Raw genomic sequence first — 20,120 nt, 5'->3', positions numbered from 1 at the left:
CCTTCTGGCAGGTTTCAGCCCGGCACGGCAAGGTCGCGCAAGGCCTTTTGCGGTTTGGCCAGACGCCGCACCTCGTTCGACATGGCGATCTCGCCGCGCTCGGCATAGGCTTCGTGATGGCGCTCTATGCTGTCGAGATCATAGAGGTAATTCACCATCATTCCCGCCGCCTGCGCCGCGCCCCGGGCCGAGAGATCGGCGCGGGCATGGACATGTTCGAGCCGCGCGCCGTTGCCGAGATGGAAGCGCGCCACCGGATCGAGCGGACGCGGTACGCCGCGCTCACCGCGCATTGTCGTGGCACGCACCAGATAGGTTGCGCACAGCCGCCGCAGGGTCTCGTGCAGCTTGTCCGCATCCGTCCCGTCGCGCGCGAGCAGGGCGGCGCGGTCGGCGCCTTCCGCGAGGATCGGCGCCAGTACCTCGCGCTCAGTCGGTTCGAGCGCGCCGCTCTCTTCGTCGCGCGCCTGTGCCTCCAGCCAGGCGGCGAAACCGGGAACGGGGGAGAGCGTCAGGAAGCGACGCAGCTGCGGCAGGTCGCGGCGCAATTCCTCCACCACCTGCTTGATCAGGAAATTGCCGAAGGACACCCCGGCAAGGCCTTTCTGGCAGTTCGAGATCGAATAGAACACGGCCGTATCGGCATCTGCCGGCGCCAGTTCCGTGCGCCTGCCATCCAGAATGCGGTCGATCGATTGGGGGATAGCATCGGTGAGCGCGACTTCGACGAAGATCAGCGGCTCGTCGGCAAGGGCCGGATGGAAGAAGGCGTAGAGCAGCCGGTCGGAGGGGGCGAGGCGCAGCTTCAGATCCTCGAAACTCTCGATCCGGTGTACCGCTTCATACTGGATGATCTTTTCAAGCACATGGGCGGGGCTCGCCCAGTCGATCCGGCGCAGCGTCAGAAAGCCCCGGTTGAACCATGAAGCGAAGAGATGCTCGAAATCCGCGTCGAGATCGGCGAGGGCGGCCTCGGCCCGGCGCAAAGGCAGAACGTCCTCGCGCATGCGCAAGAGCGCGAGCGTGCCGCCCGGGGCGCGGTTGAGCCGGCGCAGCAGATCCTGCCGGCGCGGTTCCGCCGCCCGGTGCAGGGCCATCGCCGTGGTCGCGCCCGGATTGGCCTGATAGGCCGTGATGGCGGCATCGATGCGTGCCTGGTCGGGGCCGAAATCGACGGCGAGGCAGCGCAGGAAGCCCTCGCGTTCCTCGCGTGGCGCAGCCGCATAACAGATGAGCAGTTCCGCCGCCCGCGCCACGCTGGACGCTTCGCCCCGGTTGGAGAGCAACGCCTCGGCGAGCGCCTGCAGGGCCTTTGCCGTGCGGGCTTCGCCGCGCCGCGCGCTCATCAGCGCCCGCCCGCGATCACTGATCTGCTGCATCATCTCGGTGAAGAACGACATCGACGCTATCCCTGCCTGCGACGCTACAATGTGGGTGCTGAACGCGATCTGCGAAAGAGCCTTGTGCAACGCGATAACGCACGGGTGATCTGAGCGATCCCGCGAGCGCGCGCAGAAGTCGTAATCTGTGTACGACGCCATCGCCGCGCTTGTCGCTGCGGGGTGGTGAATCGTAGTCTCGGCGACCATGCAGGTGCGGTGCGGCGATTCGCGAAAGCGGTGGCGGACCGGGTTGCCGAAAATGAGGAGTCCTGGGCCTTGCGAGATCCGCGCGTCTTTACCATCGCCCCCGGCGTGCCGTTCCTCGACACGCTGGCGCGCGCCCTGCTGGACGGGCGGCTGGTGCCGGGCTTTCCCGAGCCGGATCGCCCGGATGCGCTGGCGCGCGCGACCATCTATCTGCCGACGCAGCGCGCCGCGCGGGCGCTTGCGACCCGGCTCTCGCAATTGCTCGAAGGGGATGCGGCGCTGTTGCCGCGCATCGTGCCGCTGGGCGAGGCCGATGATGCGGAGCTCGAACTCGCCGCAGGCCTGCTCGCGCACGCGGATCCCGAGGCGCTGATCGCCCCGCCCATCGCCCCGCTGGAGCGCCGCCTGCTGCTCGCCGGGCTGATCCAGGCTTTCGCCCGCAGCCTTGCGCAGGGGAAAAACGGCGATACTGTGCGCAGCGATGCGACGCGTGATTTCCTGATCCCCACCTCGGCCGCCGATGCCGTGGCGCTCGCGGCGGATCTCGAAGCGCTGATGGATGATTTCACCTTCGAGGATGTCCCCGTCGCGCGGTTGGCCGATCTCGTCGATGGCGAATATTCGCAATATTTCGATTTCACGCTGCGCTTCCTGCGCATCGCCACGGAGATGTGGCCCGCCATCCTGAAGGAGCGCCAGGCCAGCGATCCGGCCGAGCGGCGCTCGAAGCTGATCGATGCGCAGGCGGCCCTGTTTCGGCGCCAGACGCCGCCCGGCCCGGTCATTGCCGCCGGCTCTACCGGTTCGATCCCTTCCACGGCGCGCCTGCTCGGGGCGATCGCCCGGCTGGAAAACGGCGCCCTGGTCCTGCCGGGGATCGATCTCGATCTCGACGACGAAAGCTTTGCGCAGATCGGCTGGATCGGCGGGGCGGAAGCCGGGGAGGGCGGAGGGGGCAGCCCGCGCGATCCCGGTTCCGGCCATCCCCAGGCAATGATGGCGCGACTCCTCGCCGAGGAGCTCGCGATTCCGCGCGGGGCCATCATGGAGCTCGCCCCCCATGATGCGGACACGCCCGGCAATGCCCGCGCGCGCTTCTTTTCCGAGGCGATGCGCCCCGCCGAGACCACGGATCGCTGGTCGGCGCTGGAGACGCGCGCGCGCACCGATCTTGCGCTGGCGGGAACGCAGCGTATCACCCTCGTCGAAGCCAATGACGAGCGCGAGGAGGCGCTTTGCATCGCCATCGCCCTGCGCGAGGCGCTGGAGGAGCCGGAGAAGACAGCGGCGCTGATCACGCCGGATCGCGGCCTCGCGGCGCGGGTCTGCGCCGAACTCGGACGCTGGGGTGTGCGCAGCGCCGATTCGGCGGGAACGCCGCTGGCGCAGAGCCCGGCGGGGCGGCTGGCGCGGCTGGCTGCTGATGCGGCTTTGGCCGGGTTCGATCCGCTCTCCTGCCTCGCGCTGATCGCCCATCCGCATCTGCGGCTCGGCCTGTCGCGCGAGGCGATGCGCCGCGCCGCGAGCGCTCTCGAGATCGGCGTGCTGCGCGGCCCGCCCGCCGCGCCGGGTCTCGACGGGCTCGCCACCGCGCTCGCACGCCGGCGGGAAGCGGTGGAGGGCAAGGAGGGCTGGAAGGCGCCGCGCCCGGTCAAGCGCCTCACCGCGCAGGACTGGGATGCCGCCGCCGATCTGATCGCCCGGCTGCGCGATGCATTCGCTGATTTCCTCCCCGATGCGACACCCCGTGAAGCCTCGCTCACGAGCCTCGCCGGGGCGCATCGCGCCACCGTCGAGGCGCTGTTGCGGCTGCCGGAGGAGGTGCCGGACGATGTGGCCTTCGAGGTGCAGGATGACGCGGATTCCGTCACCGACTGGCGGGCCGAGCCCTCCTATGACAGCCTCTTTGCCCTGTTTGACGAATGCGCGGCGCAGGATGGCGGCGACGCTGCGGGCGCATCTGTGAAGGGCGGTTTCGCCGATTATCCCGCCTTCTTCGCCAGCCTCGCCGCCCAGCGCGTGGTGCGGCCCGATCTGCGCGACGTGCATCGCCGTGTGAAGATCCTCGGGCCGCTCGAAGCGCGCCTGATTGCCGTCGACCGGGTGGTGCTCGGCGGGCTCGACGAGGGTGTCTGGCCGCCCGCGCCGCAGACCGACGCCTTCCTCAACCGCCCGATGCGCAGCCTGATCGGCCTGCTGCCGCCGGAGCGGCGCATCGGCCAGAGTGCCCATGATTTCGTGCAGGCGGCCTGCGGCGCGGAGGTGATCATTACCCGGGCCGGAAAGCGCAACGGCGCGCCCACCGTGCCCTCGCGTTTCGTCCAGCGGATGAAGGCCTTTGCCGGCGAGGCATTGTTCGCGGAAATCGCCGAGCGCGGCGCGCGGCTGCGCTATCTCGCCCGTCATGCCGATACGGATGCGCCGGCGAAGCCGCTGGCTCGTCCCGATCCGCGCCCCGATCCGAAGACGTTCCCGGATCAGCTCTCGGTCACCAGGATCGAGACGCTGTTGCGCGATCCTTATGCGATCTTCGCGCAATACGTGCTGGGGCTCGACCCGCTCCCCGATCTCGCTGCCGCCCCCGGCCCGGCGGAACGCGGCACCCTGGTGCATGCGCTGGCGGAGCATTTCGTCGAAGCATATCCCGACGCGCTGCCGCCCGATCGCGAGACGGCGCGGGCGACGATGCAGGCGATTCTCGACGCGCAGCTCGCGCCTTATGCGCAGGAATTTCCCGATATCCATGCCGATTGGCTGCCGCGCCTGACCCGCATCGGCATGGCCCTGGTCGATTGGGAATATCAACGCCGCGATGGGCTCGCGCGGGTGCATGTCGAATTGAGGGGCGCGATGGAGATCCCCTTCGGCAGCCGCACCTTCAGGCTCACGGCGCGGGCCGACCGGATCGAGCAGCGCCGCGACGGGGGCGTCACCGCGCTCGATTTCAAATCCGGCAAGCCGCCCTCGGCAAAGGAAATCAGCGTGGGTTTCTCGCCGCAGCTCACCCTCGAAGCGGCGATGCTGATGCACGGCGGCTTCAAGGAGATCGGCCCGGTCGGCGAGACGCCCGAGCTCGTCTATGTGCGTACCAGCGGCGGGCGCGAGGCGTTGAGCGAGACCCTCGTCAAGCCATATAAGGACGATGCCCGCGCCATGCCGGAGATCATCGCCGATCACCTGGCCCGCCTGCGCGGTCTGGTGGCGCGGTTCATCAAGGGGGAACTCGGCTACATGTCGCGGCCCTATCCGCAATTCGCCAAGGCCTACAGCGATTACGACCATCTCGCCCGGGTCAGGGAATGGTCGGTCAGCGGCGGTGGCGGCAGCGACGGGGGCGAGGCATGAATGGTGCAAGCATGAGCGGCGATCCGATCAGCGATACGACGGCGCGCCAGCGCCGCGCGGCGATGCCCGATCGCTCCGCCTGGGTTTCGGCCAATGCCGGTTCGGGCAAGACCAAGGTGCTCTCCGACAGGGTGCTGCGGCTGCTGCTGGAGGGCGTCGCGCCCAACCGCATCCTCTGCCTCACCTTCACCAAGGCGGCGGCGGCCAACATGCAGATGCGCGTCTTCGACCGCCTCGCGGCCTGGGTGACGCATGACGACGCGGCGCTCGCGCAGGCCCTGCGCGATCTCGACGGGCGCGAGCCCGATGCGGCGCGGCTCGCCCTGGCGCGGCGGCTCTTCGCCCGCGCCGTGGAGACGCCGGGCGGGCTCAAGATCGGGACGATCCACGCCTTCTGCGAGCGGTTGCTGCATATCGCCCCCTTCGAGGCCGGCGTCCCGGCGCGGTTTGCCATGCTCGACGAGGTGCAGGGCGCGGTTCTGTTCGATGCGGCGATGTCCGACACGCTTGCCCATGCGGGCGCCGATGCCACGATGCGCGCGGCCTTCGATATTCTCGACGCGGCCCATGGCGGCGGGGACGGGCGCACCGCCCTGATCAGGGCGGCGATGCGCGAGCGCGCGGTTCTGCGCGACGATGATGCTTTCGAAAAGGCGCTCGCCGAGATCCGGGCAAAGCTCGAAGTCGGCGAGGGCGAGAACCTCGCCGCGCTGGAAGCACAGATCCTTGATGGCGGGATACCGGTTTCGGAATGGGCCGATCTGGTGGCGATCCTGCAGACCGGCGGCAAGACCGACAAGGATCGTGCCGATGCGCTGATCAGTGCTGCCGCGACGGATGATCCGGCGCAGCAAAGCGCCTTGTATCTGACGCTTTTCTTTACCGACAAGGGCAAGGGCACGCCCGCTAGGTCTCTGGGTACCAAGGCAATTCCCGATCACGTCAAGGAACGCCTCGCCGCCGAACAGGAGCGGCTTGTCGCTTTGCGCATGCGGATGGGGCGCGTCGAAGCCTGGCAGCGCACATGGGCGCTGTTTACCATCGCGCGCGCTCTGTTCCGGCATATCGAGGCGCGCAAGGCGCGGCTCTCCATGCTCGATTTCGACGATCTGATCGGCAAGACGCGTGATCTGCTGGCTGGCCCGGCCGGCGGCTGGGTGCTCTACAAGCTCGATCGCGGCATCGACCATGTCCTCGTGGACGAGGCGCAGGATACCAACCCGGCGCAATGGGACATCCTGCGCGCGGTGACGGGCGATTTCTTCGCCGGTTCCGGCCAGGCGGGGAATGCGCTGCGCACGGTATTCGCAGTGGGCGATGAAAAGCAGTCGATCTATTCCTTCCAGGGCGCGGAGCCACGCAAGTTCTCGGAAAGCCGGCGCTACTGGCAGGACCAGGCGAAGGGCGTCGCCCGGGCCTTCGAGAACGTGCAACTCACCGTCTCCTTCCGCACGGCGCCCGCCATTCTCGAAGCGGTGGATGCGGTCTTTGCCGATGAGCGCAATTTCGAGGGCTTGAGCTTCGAGGACGAGATCACCGGCACGGCGCATCAGAGCAGCCGTATCGGCAAGCCCGCCCGGGTCGAGATCTGGCCTTTCGAGCCGGCCGAGGAGGCGCCCGATCCCGATGCCTGGACGCATCCCCTCGACGAGCCGGATGCGGCGGCGCCGCCGGTACGGCTGGCGCAGCGGATCGCGCAGGCGGTGGAGACCTGGACGCGCGAGGGTGATGCCACGGGGCGAGTCTGGCATCCCGGCGAGATCCTGATCCTGACCCGCAGCCGCAACCCGGCCTTCTTCGCCACGATCCGCGCCCTGAAGGATCGCAGCATCCCCGTTGCCGGTGCCGACCGGCTCGACATCGCCGCCCATATCGCCGTGCAGGATCTCGTCGCGGCGGGGCGCGCGGCGCTTCTGCCAGGCGATGATCTGACGCTCGCCACCGTCTTGAAATCACCGCTCGTGGGCTGGGATGACGATGATCTCATCCGTATCGGCGTCGATCGCGGCGATGGCGTCAGCCTGTATGACGCGCTCGGCAAACATGCGGAGGCTGGGAATGCCAAGGCGAGCGCTGCGCTCGCGCAACATGCGCGCTGGCGCGAACTCGCCGCGCGGCACGGCCCCTTTGCCTTCTTCGCCGCCCTGCTCGGGCCCGAGGGCGGGCGCCGGCGGCTCGTCGCGCGGCTGGGGGTCGAGGCGGGTGACGCGATCGACGCCTTCCTCGCGGAAGCGCTCGCCGCCGAACATCCGCAGACGCCGTCCCTCGCGACCTTTCTGGAGAGCTTTTCCGGCGCCGAGCGCGAGATCCGCCGCGATCTGGAAGCCGAGGGGCGCGAAGTTCGCGTGATGACCGTGCATGGCGCCAAGGGGCTCGAAGCGCCGCTGGTTCTGGTCATCGACCAGGCGACCCGGGCGGGCAATCACGGCGCGGCCCTGTACGATATCGGCGGGGCGCTGCCGGTCTGGTCGCCCGGCAAGGAGAAGGAGCCGGAGATCCTCGCCGAGGCGCGGGCGATGCGGGACGAAGCGGAGGCGCAGGAGCGCAACCGGCTGCTTTATGTAGCACTGACCCGTGCCGCCGATCATCTCGTCCTCGCCCCCTATGGCGGCAGGAAGGACAAGGAACTCCCCGCCGATTGCTGGACGGCGCGGATCAGCCGGGCGCTCGAAGCGGGACCCTACGGGCTCGAAGAGGCCGAGATGCCCTATGGCAGGGTCGCCGTCTGGCGCGACCCGGCGCTCGCTCCCGCCGCGCCGGAGAAAAGCGCGGTGGTGGCGCCACAGGCCTTCCCCTTGCCCGACTGGCTCACACGGATGAGCGCCCCCGAGCCGGAACCGGCGCCGCCCCTGCGCCCGTCGAGCGCGCTCGGCGCCTCCGATGCGCCGGCCAGCCTGCGCGATCGCCCCTTCGATCCAGGCGCCCGCCAGCGCGGCGTGCTCGTCCATGCCCTGATCGAGCGCCTGCCGGCGATCCCGGCGGATCGGCGCGCGGAAGCGGCCCGCGCCTTTGTCGCCGCCCGTGCCGGCGGGCTCGACGCGACGATGCGCGCGGCCATCGTCGCCGATGCGCTGGCCGTGATCGAGGATGAACGCCTCACGCCACTCTTCGCTGCCGATGCGCTGGCCGAAGCACCGGTCTCCGGCCTCGTCAGTGTCGGGGAGGCGGGCGCACGTGTCGGGGTGACCGGCCAGATCGACCGGCTCGCCATCGGGGAGGGCGCGATCTGTTTTGCCGATTTCAAGACGAGCGCCCGCCCGCCCGACCCGGACAAGCCCCTCTTGCCGCGTTATCTCACGCAGATGGCGCTCTACCGGGCGCTGCTGGCGCAGATCTATCCCGACCGGGCGATCCGCGCCTTCATGGTCTGGACGGCGGGGCCGCAGGTGCGCGAGCTCCCTGCGGCGGATCTCGAGGCGGCTCTGCGGCTGATCGCGCCGCCGGCGCAGGGGGGCTGAGACACATCTTCGTGTGCAATGTCAGGTCCGGCATGGTGCGTAACTTGCGGGAGCGGCCACAGGCGCATATGTGTTGGGAAATCAATCGAGAAAGGTGACGCCATGGCGACCGTGAAAGTAACCGATGCGAGCTTCGAGACCGACGTTTTGAAATCTTCCGAACCCGTCGTGGTGGATTTCTGGGCCGAATGGTGCGGCCCCTGCAAGATGATCGGCCCCGCTCTGGAGGAGATCTCCGAGGAGATGGGCGGCAAGGTGAAGATTGCCAAACTCAATATCGACGAGAACCAGGCCGTCGCCGGCCAGCTCGGCATCCGCTCGATCCCGACGCTCATGGTCTTCAAGGACGGCGAACTCGCCGGCCAGAAGGTCGGTGCGGCGCCCAAGGGCGAATTGCAGAAGTGGATCGCCGGTTTCGCCGGCTGATCTGCCGGCATTCTTCCCCGCACCTGCAATGAGACAGGGCCCTCGCGGGTTAGGCCGGCGAGGGCCGTTTTACTGGCCGGTGCGCGGCAGGGGCATATGGCCGCATCGCGCCCTAAGCGCGGCTTTTATGCGGAACCAGCATGCGGGGCTCGCGGTTTTCTCCGGCAAAGGAGGAACTTCATGCATCGCATCACGCTACGCGAAATTTCCGCGCTGACGCACGATACCAACCGCCTCGTCTTCACGCGGCCCGAGGGTTACGACTTCACGCCGGGCCAGGCGACGGATTTCGCTCTCGATCAGGATGGCTGGCGCGAGGAGACGCGGCCCTTCACCTTCACCAGCCAGCCGGACGAGCCGATTCTCGAATTCACGATCAAGAGCTATCCCGATCACGACGGCGTCACCAAACGCATCGCGGATCTGCGCCCCGGCGACACGGTGCTGATTGATGAGCCGTGGGGGGCGATCAACGACCAGGGGCCCGGTATCTTCATCGCCGGCGGTGCGGGAATTACGCCCTTCATCCCGATCCTGCGCAGACGCGCCCGCGAGAATGAGCTCTCCGGCTGCACGCTGATCTTCTCGAACAGAACCGAGCGCGACATTATCCTGCGCGAGGAATGGGAGGGGATGCCCGGGCTGGAATGCATCTTCACGGTGACCGACGAGAACGGAGCCACCGTGCCGCGTCAGGACATCACCGCAGATTTCCTGAAGGCCAATGTTCCCGATTGGGGCGGGCACGTCTATATCTGCGGCCCGCCGCCGATGATCGAGGCGGTCGAGAAAGCGGTGAAGAGTCTCGGCGTGTCCGACGAGCACATCGTCACCGAAGAGGCGTGACGCTCACCCGCGCGGCGCGCGCCACCCTGCCGCGCGGGCTTCCTCTTCCGTGCAGAACCAGTGTTCGCCGCGACTCTCGTCGATTCGGGTACGGCTGTAGGAATGGCTGTCCGGGGTGTGATAGATGCGCTCACCGCCTCGGTTGATATTGCCCTTGATGACGCAATCGCCGGGCGGTTGAAGGCCTGAGCCGGCATCTTGCGCGGCCGACGTGCTGCCGGTCGCGCCGACATCAGGGATCACCACATGCTGCGGATCGCGGCGGTGGTCCCACGGGGCCTGGACAGTACCTGCCCAGATACCGCGCCTGGCCTCGCGCGCCTCATCCTCCAGCGCGGCATAGTCCAGACTGAAGCGGCGATAGGCGAAGGCGAAGCCTTCCGCGACGAGGGCGGCATTGAGATTGCTACCATCCGCGAAGCATTCGCCGATGATACGCTGGTAGCGGTCGATATCGCGCTCGCTGCAATACACTGGATCGTCGCCGATCAGATCCGAGAGCCTTTCCGTGGCCGCGTCACCGCAGGCCCAGGGCGCGCCTTGCGGATCGAGACAGGCCTGATCGGATTCCGGCGCATCGATTCCGTGCAGGCGGATGCGGTGCGCGCCCAGCCGGATGGTATCGCCATCGACGACGCGCACCGGGCCGGTCAGGCGCGTCGCAAGCGTGCTGCCGGAGCGTGCATCCGTGATGACGACCGGCTCGACGGTCGATGGGCCGTTTTCGCTCTGCCAGGGAGCCTCATCCCAGAAAGCCAGCGCGCCGATCAGGGCGATAATGATCAAAGAGGTCAATCTTGAATTCATGGCCAGTACGATCTGCGATTCGAAGTCAAACTATGCCTCTTCCCTAAAGGAAGAAGCAATCTTCTCGTCATGATTCAGCGCGGGATGAAGTAGCGTGCCGGGGTGCTCCCTGCGATTTTTCTGACGATCCCGCGCGCTGCCAGCGCTTCCAGCGCGTCGCGCACATGGGCGCGACGCTGCTTGCTGCCCTTGCCTGCAAAGGCTTCGGCGATGGCGGTATCGGGGGCGGGGGACGGGGTGGCGACGAGCAGGCGGCGCACCAGACGCAGCTGTTCGGCGGTATCTTTCGGCCATTTGATGCGCAGATCCTGCGGGGCGACGACGAGATCGGCGAAGAGCTGCTCGTCCGGCGGCTCTGGCAGCTTGTGGGCCAGTCGCGGGATCTGGAAATCCGGGCGCAGCCAGCGCACGCGGCCCTGCTGTTCTTCGCGCTGGCGCTGCTGATTGAGCGCGACGAGGCCGCTCAACAGCTCTTCCTCTGCGGCAGCCAGCGTTGCGGGTTTTTCCTGCGGCAGCGGCGTCGTTGCGCCGGGCTGGCCGATCAGAGCCGGGGCGAGATGCTCGAGCCCGTAGGCCTCAAGCACGGCGGCGTCGATCTCGTCATGGATCTCGGCCAGAACCGAGATCAGCCCGGCCTCATGAAAGTCCCGCTCGGCCTCGCTCATCGGCTCCCTGACGAGCCCCGCCGCGCGCAGGCGCAGCTGTTCGAGCGCGTTGTAAAGCCCGGTCATGGTGATGAAGCCATGCGCGGCAATGCGCTCCTTGCGGAACGCGTCGAGCTTCTCGCCGAGTTTGCGCAGACGCCCCCGCAGGGCCGCTTGCGGATGGTCCTCGGGCAGGCGCGGATCGAGGCAGGGCGGGAAGGGGAAGGTGTCGAAGACGCGCGTCTTCACATAGACGCTGTCGAGGGCATAGACCCCGATCTTGCCGGCATTGGCCTGGAACCACCAGCAATGTACCGATGAGGAGAGTACCGCGAGCAGGGCTGCGTCATCGCTGCCGATATTGATCAGCTTGTTATCCGGGCGCACTTCCCCGTCGAGGAATTGAAAGAACCGGTGCTTGGCGGTCTCGATGGTGGCGATGTAGCGCGGCAGGCCGTCGAGGAAGGCGCGCAGTTCCTTGTGGGTCGCGCCGAACCACCACCAGTTCTCGCGCCGGAACTTCATGTTGTTCTGATCGCGCTCCGGCTTCACCCGTTCGAGCACGTGCTGGTAGATTGCGGGAAAACGCGTCTCGACCTCCTCGCGCGCCAGCGGATAGAGATCGATCACCTTCACCCCGCGCGGGCGCCCGGCGAGGTCGCGGCCATTGCGGTAATCGCGGATATGGGCGTCGAGCCCTTCGACACGCCCCAGCCCCAGCGTCTTCGCCTGTCGCGGCGTGACCATGAAGCCGGCGCCGTGCAGCACGACGCCACGGCTGCAAAGCGCCTCGTTGGCGGCGAGCGCACGCGCCTGGCTCAGATCGGCGCCGAGCGTCAGCTTCGCCCGGATCATCCCGGTCCGCCGCGCGAGCTCCACGCGCGGCGTGTCGGTCTTGAGATCGGCTTCCTCGGTGACGGTTTCGAGCACGCCCTCCTGCCGGCCACGCTCGCATACCGTCATCGCGATCCGCACGGCGGCCTTGTCGGGCGCCTTGAGCCAGGGGTGATCGGGGATGGCATAGACCAGCGAGAGCGGCTCGCGCGCTTCCAGATGGCGCTCGATGACGCGGCGCGAAAAGGTCTGGGTGATCGAATTCGTGGTGATGAAGCCGAAGCGGATCAGCGGGTTGGGGGCCTGCTTCGTCGGCTTGCGCAAGAGCCGGACTGCCGCCTCGTCCCAGAAATGCATGACGAAATCGGCGCCGCCGGGAACCTTCGGGCGCGCCTTGCGGCAGGCTTCGGTATAGCCGTCGCCGAGCTCCTCGCGCATGTCCTTGCCCCCGATGAAGGGCGGGTTGCCGATGATGAACTCGACCTCCGGCCAGGGCGCCGGGCGCGGATTGCGGTAATCGTAGAGCGGAATCCGGGCACTCAGATCCGGCACCGGATCGCCGGTGACCGGGTGCGGGCGATGGCTGATCCTGTCCCACTTCGTCAGCGGCGCGCCGCTATCGTCGCGACGCGGGATCCTTGCATCCGCATCCAGAATCGCATCCTGATGCCGGATCGTGCCGTAGGCCTGCAGTATCGGCTCGGGAAGGGAGGCGAGGTTGATGGTGCGGCGCTGCCATTTGATATAGCCGATCCAGAGCACCAGATCGGCGATGGGGACGGCGCGGGGGTTGAGTTCGAGCCCGTAGAACTGCTTCGGGCTCACCGTCTCGCCTTCCATGGCGAGACGCGCCTGATCCTCGCCCAGCGCATCGAGCGCCTCCAGCACCTCCCCTTCGAGGCGCTTGAGCATTTCCAGCGCGACATAAAGGAAATTCCCGGTGCCGCAGGCGGGATCAAGCACGCGGATGGTGCACAGGCGGTGGTGGTAGGCGCGGATGACGGCGACGGCGCCGCGATCATCGCCCGCTTCGTGCAGGACATCGGCCCGGGTGCGCGCCTCGTCCCATTCGCCTCGCAGCGGATCGAGGATGGTGGGCACGACGAGGCGCTCGACATAGGCGCGCGGCGTGTAATGCGCGCCGAGCCGCGAACGCTCGCGGGGATCAAGAGCGCGTTCGAGCAGAGTGCCGAAAATCGCCGGTTCGACATCGCGCCAGTCATAGGAAGCGGCTATGGCGAGCTCGTTCAGCTCTTCACGGGCGAGCGGGAGCGCGGTGGCATCCTTGAACAGGGTCCCGTTGAAGCGCTTGATCGTCGCCATCAGGCGCGGCTCGAAGCCGCCGCGATCCATCCGGCGCCACAGATCCGTCAGCGCCGGTACGGCGTTGTCCGGATTCTGCTTGAGCTGGCCGAGGAGATCGCGAAAGCCGCGCTCCGGGAGCAGGCCGGAATCCTCGGCGAACATGGTGAAGAGACAGCGCATCAGGAATTGCGCCACCTCGGCCGGCGGATGGCGCTTCTCCAGCCGGCGCGCGACGCGGGCGAGGCGCGCGGCGATGACCCGCGTCACCCGCGATGCGTGGCGGGTCGGGTCGAGCTTGCGCGGTGCCGTGAAGACCGCCTTCAGCCGTTTGCGGACATCGTCGCGGCGCAGATCGTCGAGGTTGATCCGGTAGGAATTGCGATCGGGGAAATGGGCGTAGTTCTTCCCCAGCCCCGAGAAATCGGCATAGATCTCGATGGCCTGCCCGACATCAACGGTGATCAGGAAGGGCGGGTAGCCGTGATCGACGGGCAGGGCGCGCGCATAATTTTCCGCCTGCCGCCGCGCCTCGGCCATGACCCGGTCCCAGCCCGGACGAGGAGCGCTGCGCGCGGGTGCATTCGGAGCCTGCCGACGCTTCGATTGCTTGGCTTCCAGGATGAAGTGATCGCGCTTGTAGCAATCGATATAGCCGGGCGTGGTGGTGCCGTCGGGATGCTTGAAATCGACCCGGCGCTCGAACACGTAGTCGTTGCGTTCATGATCTGGCCCGGCCATGCCTGGCGGCGCCACCTCAAGCGCCGCGCAGAGCTTCTGCACGAAGATCTGATAATTCGAGCGCTCCGCCCCGCCAGAGGCGGCCTGCACTTCAGCAATGAAATCTTCGAGCATGACCAGTTGCACACGTATTACGGGTGCAATCAGTCAATACAACTTATACGATGGTTGTCTAGCGCGATTATACGCGCTAGGCGTGTATAGAGTTAATTTATGGTTGTGTCTATGGCTGGCGAGAGAAAGCGGCCAGACGCTCCCGTACGCTGTCGACCAGATCCGCTGTTGCCGAAATGATCATCGAGAAACGCGCATAGGCGAGCAATGTGGTGCCAATGCCGAAGACATGTGCTGAATCGCTTTGGATGCGGCTCCATGCCTCTATGGCCTCGGTATTGTCCTGCCAGGCATTGAAGTTGATGGCGACACAATTCCACAACAAAATTGCCAAGGGTACCGTCGAGAACGGATAGCTGGATATCTGTTTGACGAGTTGGAACAAATGATCCCAACTGATCCGCAGCAGCATCAAGACCACACCCGCCAGCAGAGCAAACAGCACGCCAAACACGATCGTCAGTGTCGCTACCGCTTCCGGCCCGAGAACAGCCATCACATGAATCGTATCGTCAGGACGCTGTATTGCCGTCAGGCCAAATCGCCCGAAGAAGCTTCGGTAAGCCGATAACCAACGCAGCAACCAGAGTCGACAGGAGGAAGATGGCCGGTTCGGTCAGGCCCGAGGCGAGTTGTGCAATCGCGGCTACGATAATCGCCACCGTGCAGAAAAGCCTGATCGTATCAACCAGATTCCGCGACATGCTCTTCACCGAAAGTTGCGCCAAAGCGCGAACTGCCATACTGAAATATATCCTGTTTGGCCTGTGTTTGGATGCAATTATATAGTGTTTTTTGTGAGATATGGCAATCTTTGATCGCTTTTCACGTGATTTTCGCCGAACCTGTCGCCGTCGCTCACCCCCTCTCCCGCCGCAACTTGTCCCACCATTCCAGCCGTTTGCGGATGTCGCGTTCGAAGCCGCGATCGACGGGATCGTAGAAGCGTTGCCGGCCGAGCTTCTCCGGCCAGTAATCCTGGCCCGAAAATGCATCCGGCGCGTCGTGGTCGTAGACGTAGTCCGCGCCGTAGCCCTCCTGCTTCATGAGTTTGGTGGGTGCGTTGAGAATGGTCTTAGGCGGCATCAGCGAGCCGTGTTCCTTCGCCGCGCGCATGGAGGCCTTGTACGCATTGTAGAGCGCGTTCGATTTCGGCGCCGTCGCGAGATAGACGGCGGCCTGGGCCAGCGCGAGCTCGCCTTCGGGCGAGCCGAGAAAGTCGTAGGCGTCTTTCGCCGCATTCGCGATGACGAGCGCCTGCGGATCGGCGAGGCCGATATCCTCCACCGCCATGCGCACCAGCCGGCGGGCGATGAACAGGCGGTCCTCGCCGCCATCCAGCATACGCGCGAGATAATACAGGGCCGCATCGGGATCGGAGCCGCGCACGCATTTGTGCAAGGCGCTGATCAGATTGTAATGGCCTTCCTGTCCCTTGTCGTAGATCGGCGCCCGGCGCTGGATCACCGAGACGAGCCCCGCCGTATCGAAGGTCTCGCCCTCACCGGCGGAGCGCCAGAGCTCCTCGGCGAGGGTGAGGGCTGCGCGCCCGTCGCCATCGGCCATGCGCGCGAGCGCGGCGCGGGCGTCGTCGTCGAGGGGGAGGGGGCGCGCCATGATCGCTTCGGCGCGGGTGAGCAATTGGCCGATTGCTTCCTCGTCGAGCGCCTGGAAGGTGAGCACGCGGGCGCGCGAGAGCAGGGCCGCATTGAGCTCGAAGGAGGGGTTTTCCGTGGTCGCGCCGACCAGCGTGATGGTGCCGTCCTCCATCACGGGCAGGAAGGCATCGAGCTGGGCGCGGTTGAAACGGTGGATCTCATCGACGAAGAGCAGGGTGGCGGTGCCCATCTGGCGCCGGGCGCGGGCGGCCTCAAAAACCTTCTTGAGATCGGCCACGCCCGAGAAGATCGCCGAGATCTGCTCGAAATGCAGGCTGGTCTCATGCGCGAGCAGCCGCGCCACTGTGGTCTTGCCGGTGCCCGGCGGGCCCCAGAAGATCAGCGAGCCGATCGAGCCGGTGCGCAAGAGCCGCGTCAGCGCTCCGTCGGGACCCACAAGATGATCCTGGCCGACCACTTCACCGAGCGTCTGCGGGCGCATCCGGTCGGCCAGCGGGCGCGCTAGATCCTTGTCGAGGCCGGCGGAGGCGAACAGGTCGCTCACCGGATCAGCCCCGCAACATGGTGGTGATGATCTGCCCGCCGCGATTGATCCGCATCGCCCAGGAGCGACCGCCGGCGCGCATGGCTTCGTCGAGCTCGCCGGTGCGCCGGATCTGCCGGTTGTTGACCTCCAGAATGATGTCGCCCGGGCGGAAACCGTAGCTCGCGGCGATGGAGCGCGGATCGACTTCCGTGATGATGACGCCTTCGAGGCCCTGCTGGACCTGCAATTCCTCGGCGACGGCGGGGGAAAGGTTTACCACGGTAGCGCCGCCCAAAGGCGTGCGGCTGGCAATGGTCAGCGTCTCGCGGGGTGGTTCTTCCGGCGGTGGCATCAGGGGAACGTCGAGATCCAGTGCTCGCTCACCGCGCAGGATATCGATGCGCGCCAATCCCTCGACGCCCGCGAGGGCGAAGCGATAGCCGAAAGCATCCGGATCGTTGATCCGGCGCCCCTCGACGGCGCGGATAATGTCGCCCCGGCGCAGGCCGGCGCGGTCCGCAGGGCTGTCATCAAGAACATGGGTGACGAGCACGCCGGAGGGCCGGGCGAGGCCCACGCTCTCGGCAATATCGGGCGTGACCTCCTGGACCGAGGCGCCGAGCCAGGGCCGGCGCACGCGATCGGCGCCAATGCGTGCGGATTCCACCACCGCATGCACCATCGCGGCGGGAATGGCGAAGCCGATGCCGTGGCTGCCGCCGGAGCGCGAATAGATCGCCGTGTTGATGCCTACGACCTGTCCAGTCATGTCGAGCAGCGCGCCGCCCGAATTGCCGGGATTGATCGCCGCATCGGTCTGGATGAAGAACTGGTAATCGCTGATCCCGACCTGCGTGCGCGCCAGAGCCGAGACGATGCCCTGCGTCACCGTCTGGCCAACGCCGAACGGGTTGCCGATGGCGAGCACGATATCGCCGACTTCCAGCGTCTCGGAATCGCCCAGCTCCAGAGCCGGAAAGCTTTCATCGGACGCGATCTGCAACATCGCGAGATCGCTGCGCGGATCGCGCAGGACGACCTCGGCGTCGAATTCGCGCCGATCGACGAGAGCCACGCGCAACTCCGTCATGCCTTCGACCACGTGGTAATTGGTGACGACCAGCCCGGCTGCATCGACGATGACGCCGGAGCCGAGTGAGCGCTCGATCCGCTCGCGCGGCATGGCGCCGAAGCCGTCGTTGCCGAAGAAGCGCTCGAAGAAATCCTCCATATGGTCGCGCGGGCGCTCGGTGACGCGGGCCCCGTGCACATTCACCACCGCCTGCGCAGCCTCGCGTACGAGCGGCGCGTAGGAGAGCTTCACCTGCGCGTCGCTCTGGGGCACGACGCGGCTTTGTGCGACGGCATGATCAGGCATTGCTGCGCAGGTCACGAGCCCGATGAAGGCGGCGAGCAGGATCGCGATCGGAGCGCGATCGCAGCGGGCGGATTCTGATGGCATCTGGGTCACGTCCGGCTCCGGCTGTCGCAGGGTCCATGAAGAAGGTCGAATCGCATCATCCGAGTGTCGCATAGTGGGCATGACCGGGGGAGGGGGCAAGCCGATGCGCGGCAGCATTGCGACCGGATCACTCTGGAGGCATGCATTTTTCGAACATGGCTTTTACGCAAGTGCATGACCTGTCAAATGTCGCATTAATTTTCATTAAATTTTTTTCAGCTTAAATCCTTTTCAACGAAAGGGATAGCAAGATACACAACAGCATCCCTCGGTAGAAAAGGAAGTCAGATCCATGAACATCGAGAAGACCGGTATCGCCGCCAAACTGGCGGTCGCGTTTGCATTCGTTCTTGCCCTTATGGCAGGGCTTGCCTGGATCTCCGTGGCGGAAGTCGGCAACCTTAACCGCAACCTTGCGGAGATCAACAACGTCAATGCTGTCCTGCAGCGGCATGCCATCAATTACCGCGGCAGCGTGCATGACCGCGCGATCGCCATCCGCGACGTGGTTCTCCACGAGGATGCGCGGGCGCAGAACGGTCAGGTCGCTCTGATCGATGAGCTTGCACAGTTCTATGCCGAGAACGAACGCGCCATGGATGCGCTTGTCGCCGAGATCGGTCTATCCGATGACGGCAAAGCCATGCTCGCCGATATCGCCGCGATCCAGGCGCAGACGAACCCGCTCGTCGATGAAATCATCAGCCTGCAACGGGCGGGCGATGGAGAGACGGCGCATGACCTGCTGATGACGCAGGCCAGCGGTCTCTTCGTCGACTGGCTCGCTGCGATCAACCGCTTCATCGATTATCAGGAGGCGCAGAGCCAGGCTGTGGGTGCCGAGGTGACGCGTTCGGCCGAAGGCTTCTCAACCCTCGTTCTGGGTGCGCTTGCGCTGGCGATCGTGCTCTCCATTGCCGCCGGGACTCTGGTGGCGCGCTCGGTGATCAAGCCGGTGCAGGGGCTCACGGCGACACTGGAGCGCATGGCGGGCGGTGAACTCGACGCGACGGTCCCCGGGGTCGAACGCAATGACGAGGTCGGCGCCATCGCCAAGGCACTGGTCGGGTTCCGTGATGCACTCGGTCAGCGCAAGGCCGAGGAAGCGCAGCGCAATGCGGAACAGACCGAAGCCGAGAAGCAGACGGCCATGGTCCGGCTGGCGGACGAGTTCGAAACCACGGTGGGCGGTCTCGTGCGTGAACTGTCGAAATCCTCCGGCACGCTGAAATCGACGGCGCGTTCGCTGTCCTCCACGGCGGAAGAGACCAACATGCAATCGGCTTCGGTCGCCTCTGCCGCCGAACAGACGGCTGCGAATGTCCAGGCCGTCGCCACGGCGACCGAGCAACTCGCCGCCTCCGCCCAGGAGATCGGCTCGCAGGTTTCGCAAACCGCGACCAAGTCGGCTGCGGCGGTCGAGCAGGCGCGCGAGACCAACGAACTCGTCACCGAGCTCTCCGACTCGGCCCAGAAGATCGGCGAGGTCATCGCCATGATCCGCGCCATTGCCGAGCAGACCAATCTTCTGGCGCTCAACGCCACGATCGAGGCCGCCCGCGCCGGCGAAGCCGGAAAGGGCTTCGCGGTGGTCGCGGCGGAAGTGAAGGGGCTCGCCGACCAGACTGCGAAGGCGACGGACCAGATCGCGACGCAGATCACCGGCATGCAGGGGATTTCCGAGAAATCCGTGGCGGCCATCGCAGCGATCGCGCATCAGATCGAGGAAATGTCCTCGCTGACCAACTCCGTCGCGGCGGCTGTGGAAGAACAGCAGGCTGCGACCGGTGAGATCGCGCGCAATGTCTCGGAAGCGGCGCGCGGCACGCAGGAGGCCACGGGTAACATCACGCAGGTCCGCGAGGCCTCCAGCCAGACGGCAACGGCTTCCGAGCAATTGTTCACTTCCGCGAATGCACTTTCGGAAAACGCTGGCAGCCTCGAAACGGAAGTCTCGCAGTTCCTCCAGCGCGTGCGGGCGGGCTGATCTGTTCCAGCCGTTTTTAGTCAATAAAAGCGCCCGCGACATGTAATCGTGTCGCGGGTTTGTTTTATGATATGTGATGGTTGGTCATTTTTGAAATCAGAATTTTTGTATTTTTGCAAATAATCGGATTTTCCATTTGTCATTTTCATGAATAGGCGATTTTTAACATGAAGATATGCTGCTTCAGTGCTTCCGGAATCGCTGCGCGACGCAAAGGCTTGTTAGCCGGATCATCTTGTCGAGTTTGCATTTTTGCAGTGAAGCCCTGCAAAAATGCATCGGCAGACAAGGTTTCGAATTAAGCTATGTTAAATAATTAGGTCTCATATCTGACATAACTCAGCAGCTTACGTAGCGTACGGGAGTTCTTTGTCATGATGGGCAATTTTATGAAGCGTATTTCTATTAAAGCACGTATTG

13 protein-coding genes are annotated in these 20,120 nt (G+C 65.8%); 5 read left to right on the top strand and 8 right to left on the bottom strand.

Annotation, left to right across the window (positions count from 1 at the left end; translation table 11 throughout):
- Positions 1–14: 14 nt before the first annotated feature.
- The gene (locus GA0071312_RS17035) at positions 15–1,400 is read right to left on the bottom strand and encodes a malonyl-CoA decarboxylase (protein WP_238947276.1); all 1,386 of its coding nucleotides are present in this window, start codon (positions 1,398–1,400) and stop codon (positions 15–17) included.
- Between the two features lie 258 nt (positions 1,401–1,658).
- Here GA0071312_RS17035 and addB point away from each other — a divergent pair, with 258 nt between their 5' ends.
- From addB to GA0071312_RS17015, 4 genes are all read left to right on the top strand, one after another.
- Positions 1,659–4,934 carry a double-strand break repair protein AddB gene (gene addB / locus GA0071312_RS17030; RefSeq protein WP_074446302.1) on the top strand — a complete coding sequence of 1,092 codons (3,276 nt, stop codon included), beginning with the start codon at positions 1,659–1,661 and terminating at the stop codon, positions 4,932–4,934.
- 11 nt (positions 4,935–4,945) lie between these two features.
- Positions 4,946–8,392, top strand: coding sequence for a double-strand break repair helicase AddA (gene addA / locus GA0071312_RS17025; protein ID WP_238947275.1), 3,447 nt, complete (start codon positions 4,946–4,948; stop codon positions 8,390–8,392).
- Positions 8,393–8,494: 102 nt separating this feature from the next.
- Positions 8,495–8,818, top strand: coding sequence for a thioredoxin (trxA, locus tag GA0071312_RS17020; protein ID WP_074445928.1), 324 nt, complete (start codon positions 8,495–8,497; stop codon positions 8,816–8,818).
- Between the two features lie 180 nt (positions 8,819–8,998).
- Positions 8,999–9,664 (top strand): FAD-binding oxidoreductase, encoded by a 666-nt coding sequence (locus GA0071312_RS17015; RefSeq protein ID WP_074445927.1) that lies wholly within the window; start codon positions 8,999–9,001, stop codon positions 9,662–9,664.
- Positions 9,665–9,667: 3 nt separating this feature from the next.
- Here the strand turns inward: GA0071312_RS17015 and GA0071312_RS17010 are convergent, their stop codons facing one another.
- The 6 genes from GA0071312_RS17010 to GA0071312_RS16985 form a co-directional block, all read right to left on the bottom strand.
- Positions 9,668–10,459 carry a thermonuclease family protein gene (locus tag GA0071312_RS17010; protein WP_238947274.1) on the bottom strand — a complete coding sequence of 264 codons (792 nt, stop codon included), beginning with the start codon at positions 10,457–10,459 and terminating at the stop codon, positions 9,668–9,670.
- A gap of 86 nt (positions 10,460–10,545) precedes the next feature.
- On the bottom strand, positions 10,546–14,106 hold the full coding sequence (locus tag GA0071312_RS17005; protein ID WP_074445926.1) for a class I SAM-dependent DNA methyltransferase: 3,561 nt from the start codon (positions 14,104–14,106) through the stop codon (positions 10,546–10,548).
- A 109-nt stretch (positions 14,107–14,215) separates the two neighbouring features.
- The gene (locus GA0071312_RS17000) at positions 14,216–14,602 is read right to left on the bottom strand and encodes a hypothetical protein (RefSeq protein ID WP_074445925.1); all 387 of its coding nucleotides are present in this window, start codon (positions 14,600–14,602) and stop codon (positions 14,216–14,218) included.
- 16 nt (positions 14,603–14,618) lie between these two features.
- Positions 14,619–14,849: a hypothetical protein gene (locus GA0071312_RS16995; RefSeq protein ID WP_074445924.1), complete on the bottom strand. Its 231-nt coding sequence runs from the start codon at positions 14,847–14,849 to the stop codon at positions 14,619–14,621.
- A 115-nt stretch (positions 14,850–14,964) separates the two neighbouring features.
- Complete coding sequence (locus GA0071312_RS16990) at positions 14,965–16,269, bottom strand: replication-associated recombination protein A (protein WP_074445923.1); 1,305 nt, start codon at positions 16,267–16,269, stop codon at positions 14,965–14,967.
- Between the two features lie 4 nt (positions 16,270–16,273).
- A complete protein-coding gene (locus GA0071312_RS16985) occupies positions 16,274–17,713 on the bottom strand; it encodes a DegQ family serine endoprotease (protein ID WP_074445922.1) in 1,440 nt (479 codons plus the stop codon).
- 292 nt (positions 17,714–18,005) lie between these two features.
- Here GA0071312_RS16985 and GA0071312_RS16980 point away from each other — a divergent pair, with 292 nt between their 5' ends.
- Positions 18,006–19,700, top strand: a complete 1,695-nt coding sequence (locus GA0071312_RS16980; protein WP_074445921.1) for a methyl-accepting chemotaxis protein — start codon at positions 18,006–18,008, stop codon at positions 19,698–19,700.
- Positions 19,701–19,845: 145 nt separating this feature from the next.
- Here GA0071312_RS16980 and GA0071312_RS20160 read toward each other — a convergent pair whose 3' ends face one another.
- Positions 19,846–19,989 (bottom strand): hypothetical protein, encoded by a 144-nt coding sequence (locus GA0071312_RS20160; protein ID WP_165604067.1) that lies wholly within the window; start codon positions 19,987–19,989, stop codon positions 19,846–19,848.
- Between the last annotated feature and the right edge of the window lie 131 nt (positions 19,990–20,120).

The sequence above is a fragment of the Saliniramus fredricksonii genome (genome assembly GCF_900094735.1).
GTDB classification, from domain to species: domain Bacteria; phylum Pseudomonadota; class Alphaproteobacteria; order Rhizobiales; family Beijerinckiaceae; genus Saliniramus; species Saliniramus fredricksonii.
The sequence above is the reverse complement of the archived record's forward strand: the minus strand, read 5'-3'. Positions and strand labels throughout refer to the sequence as shown.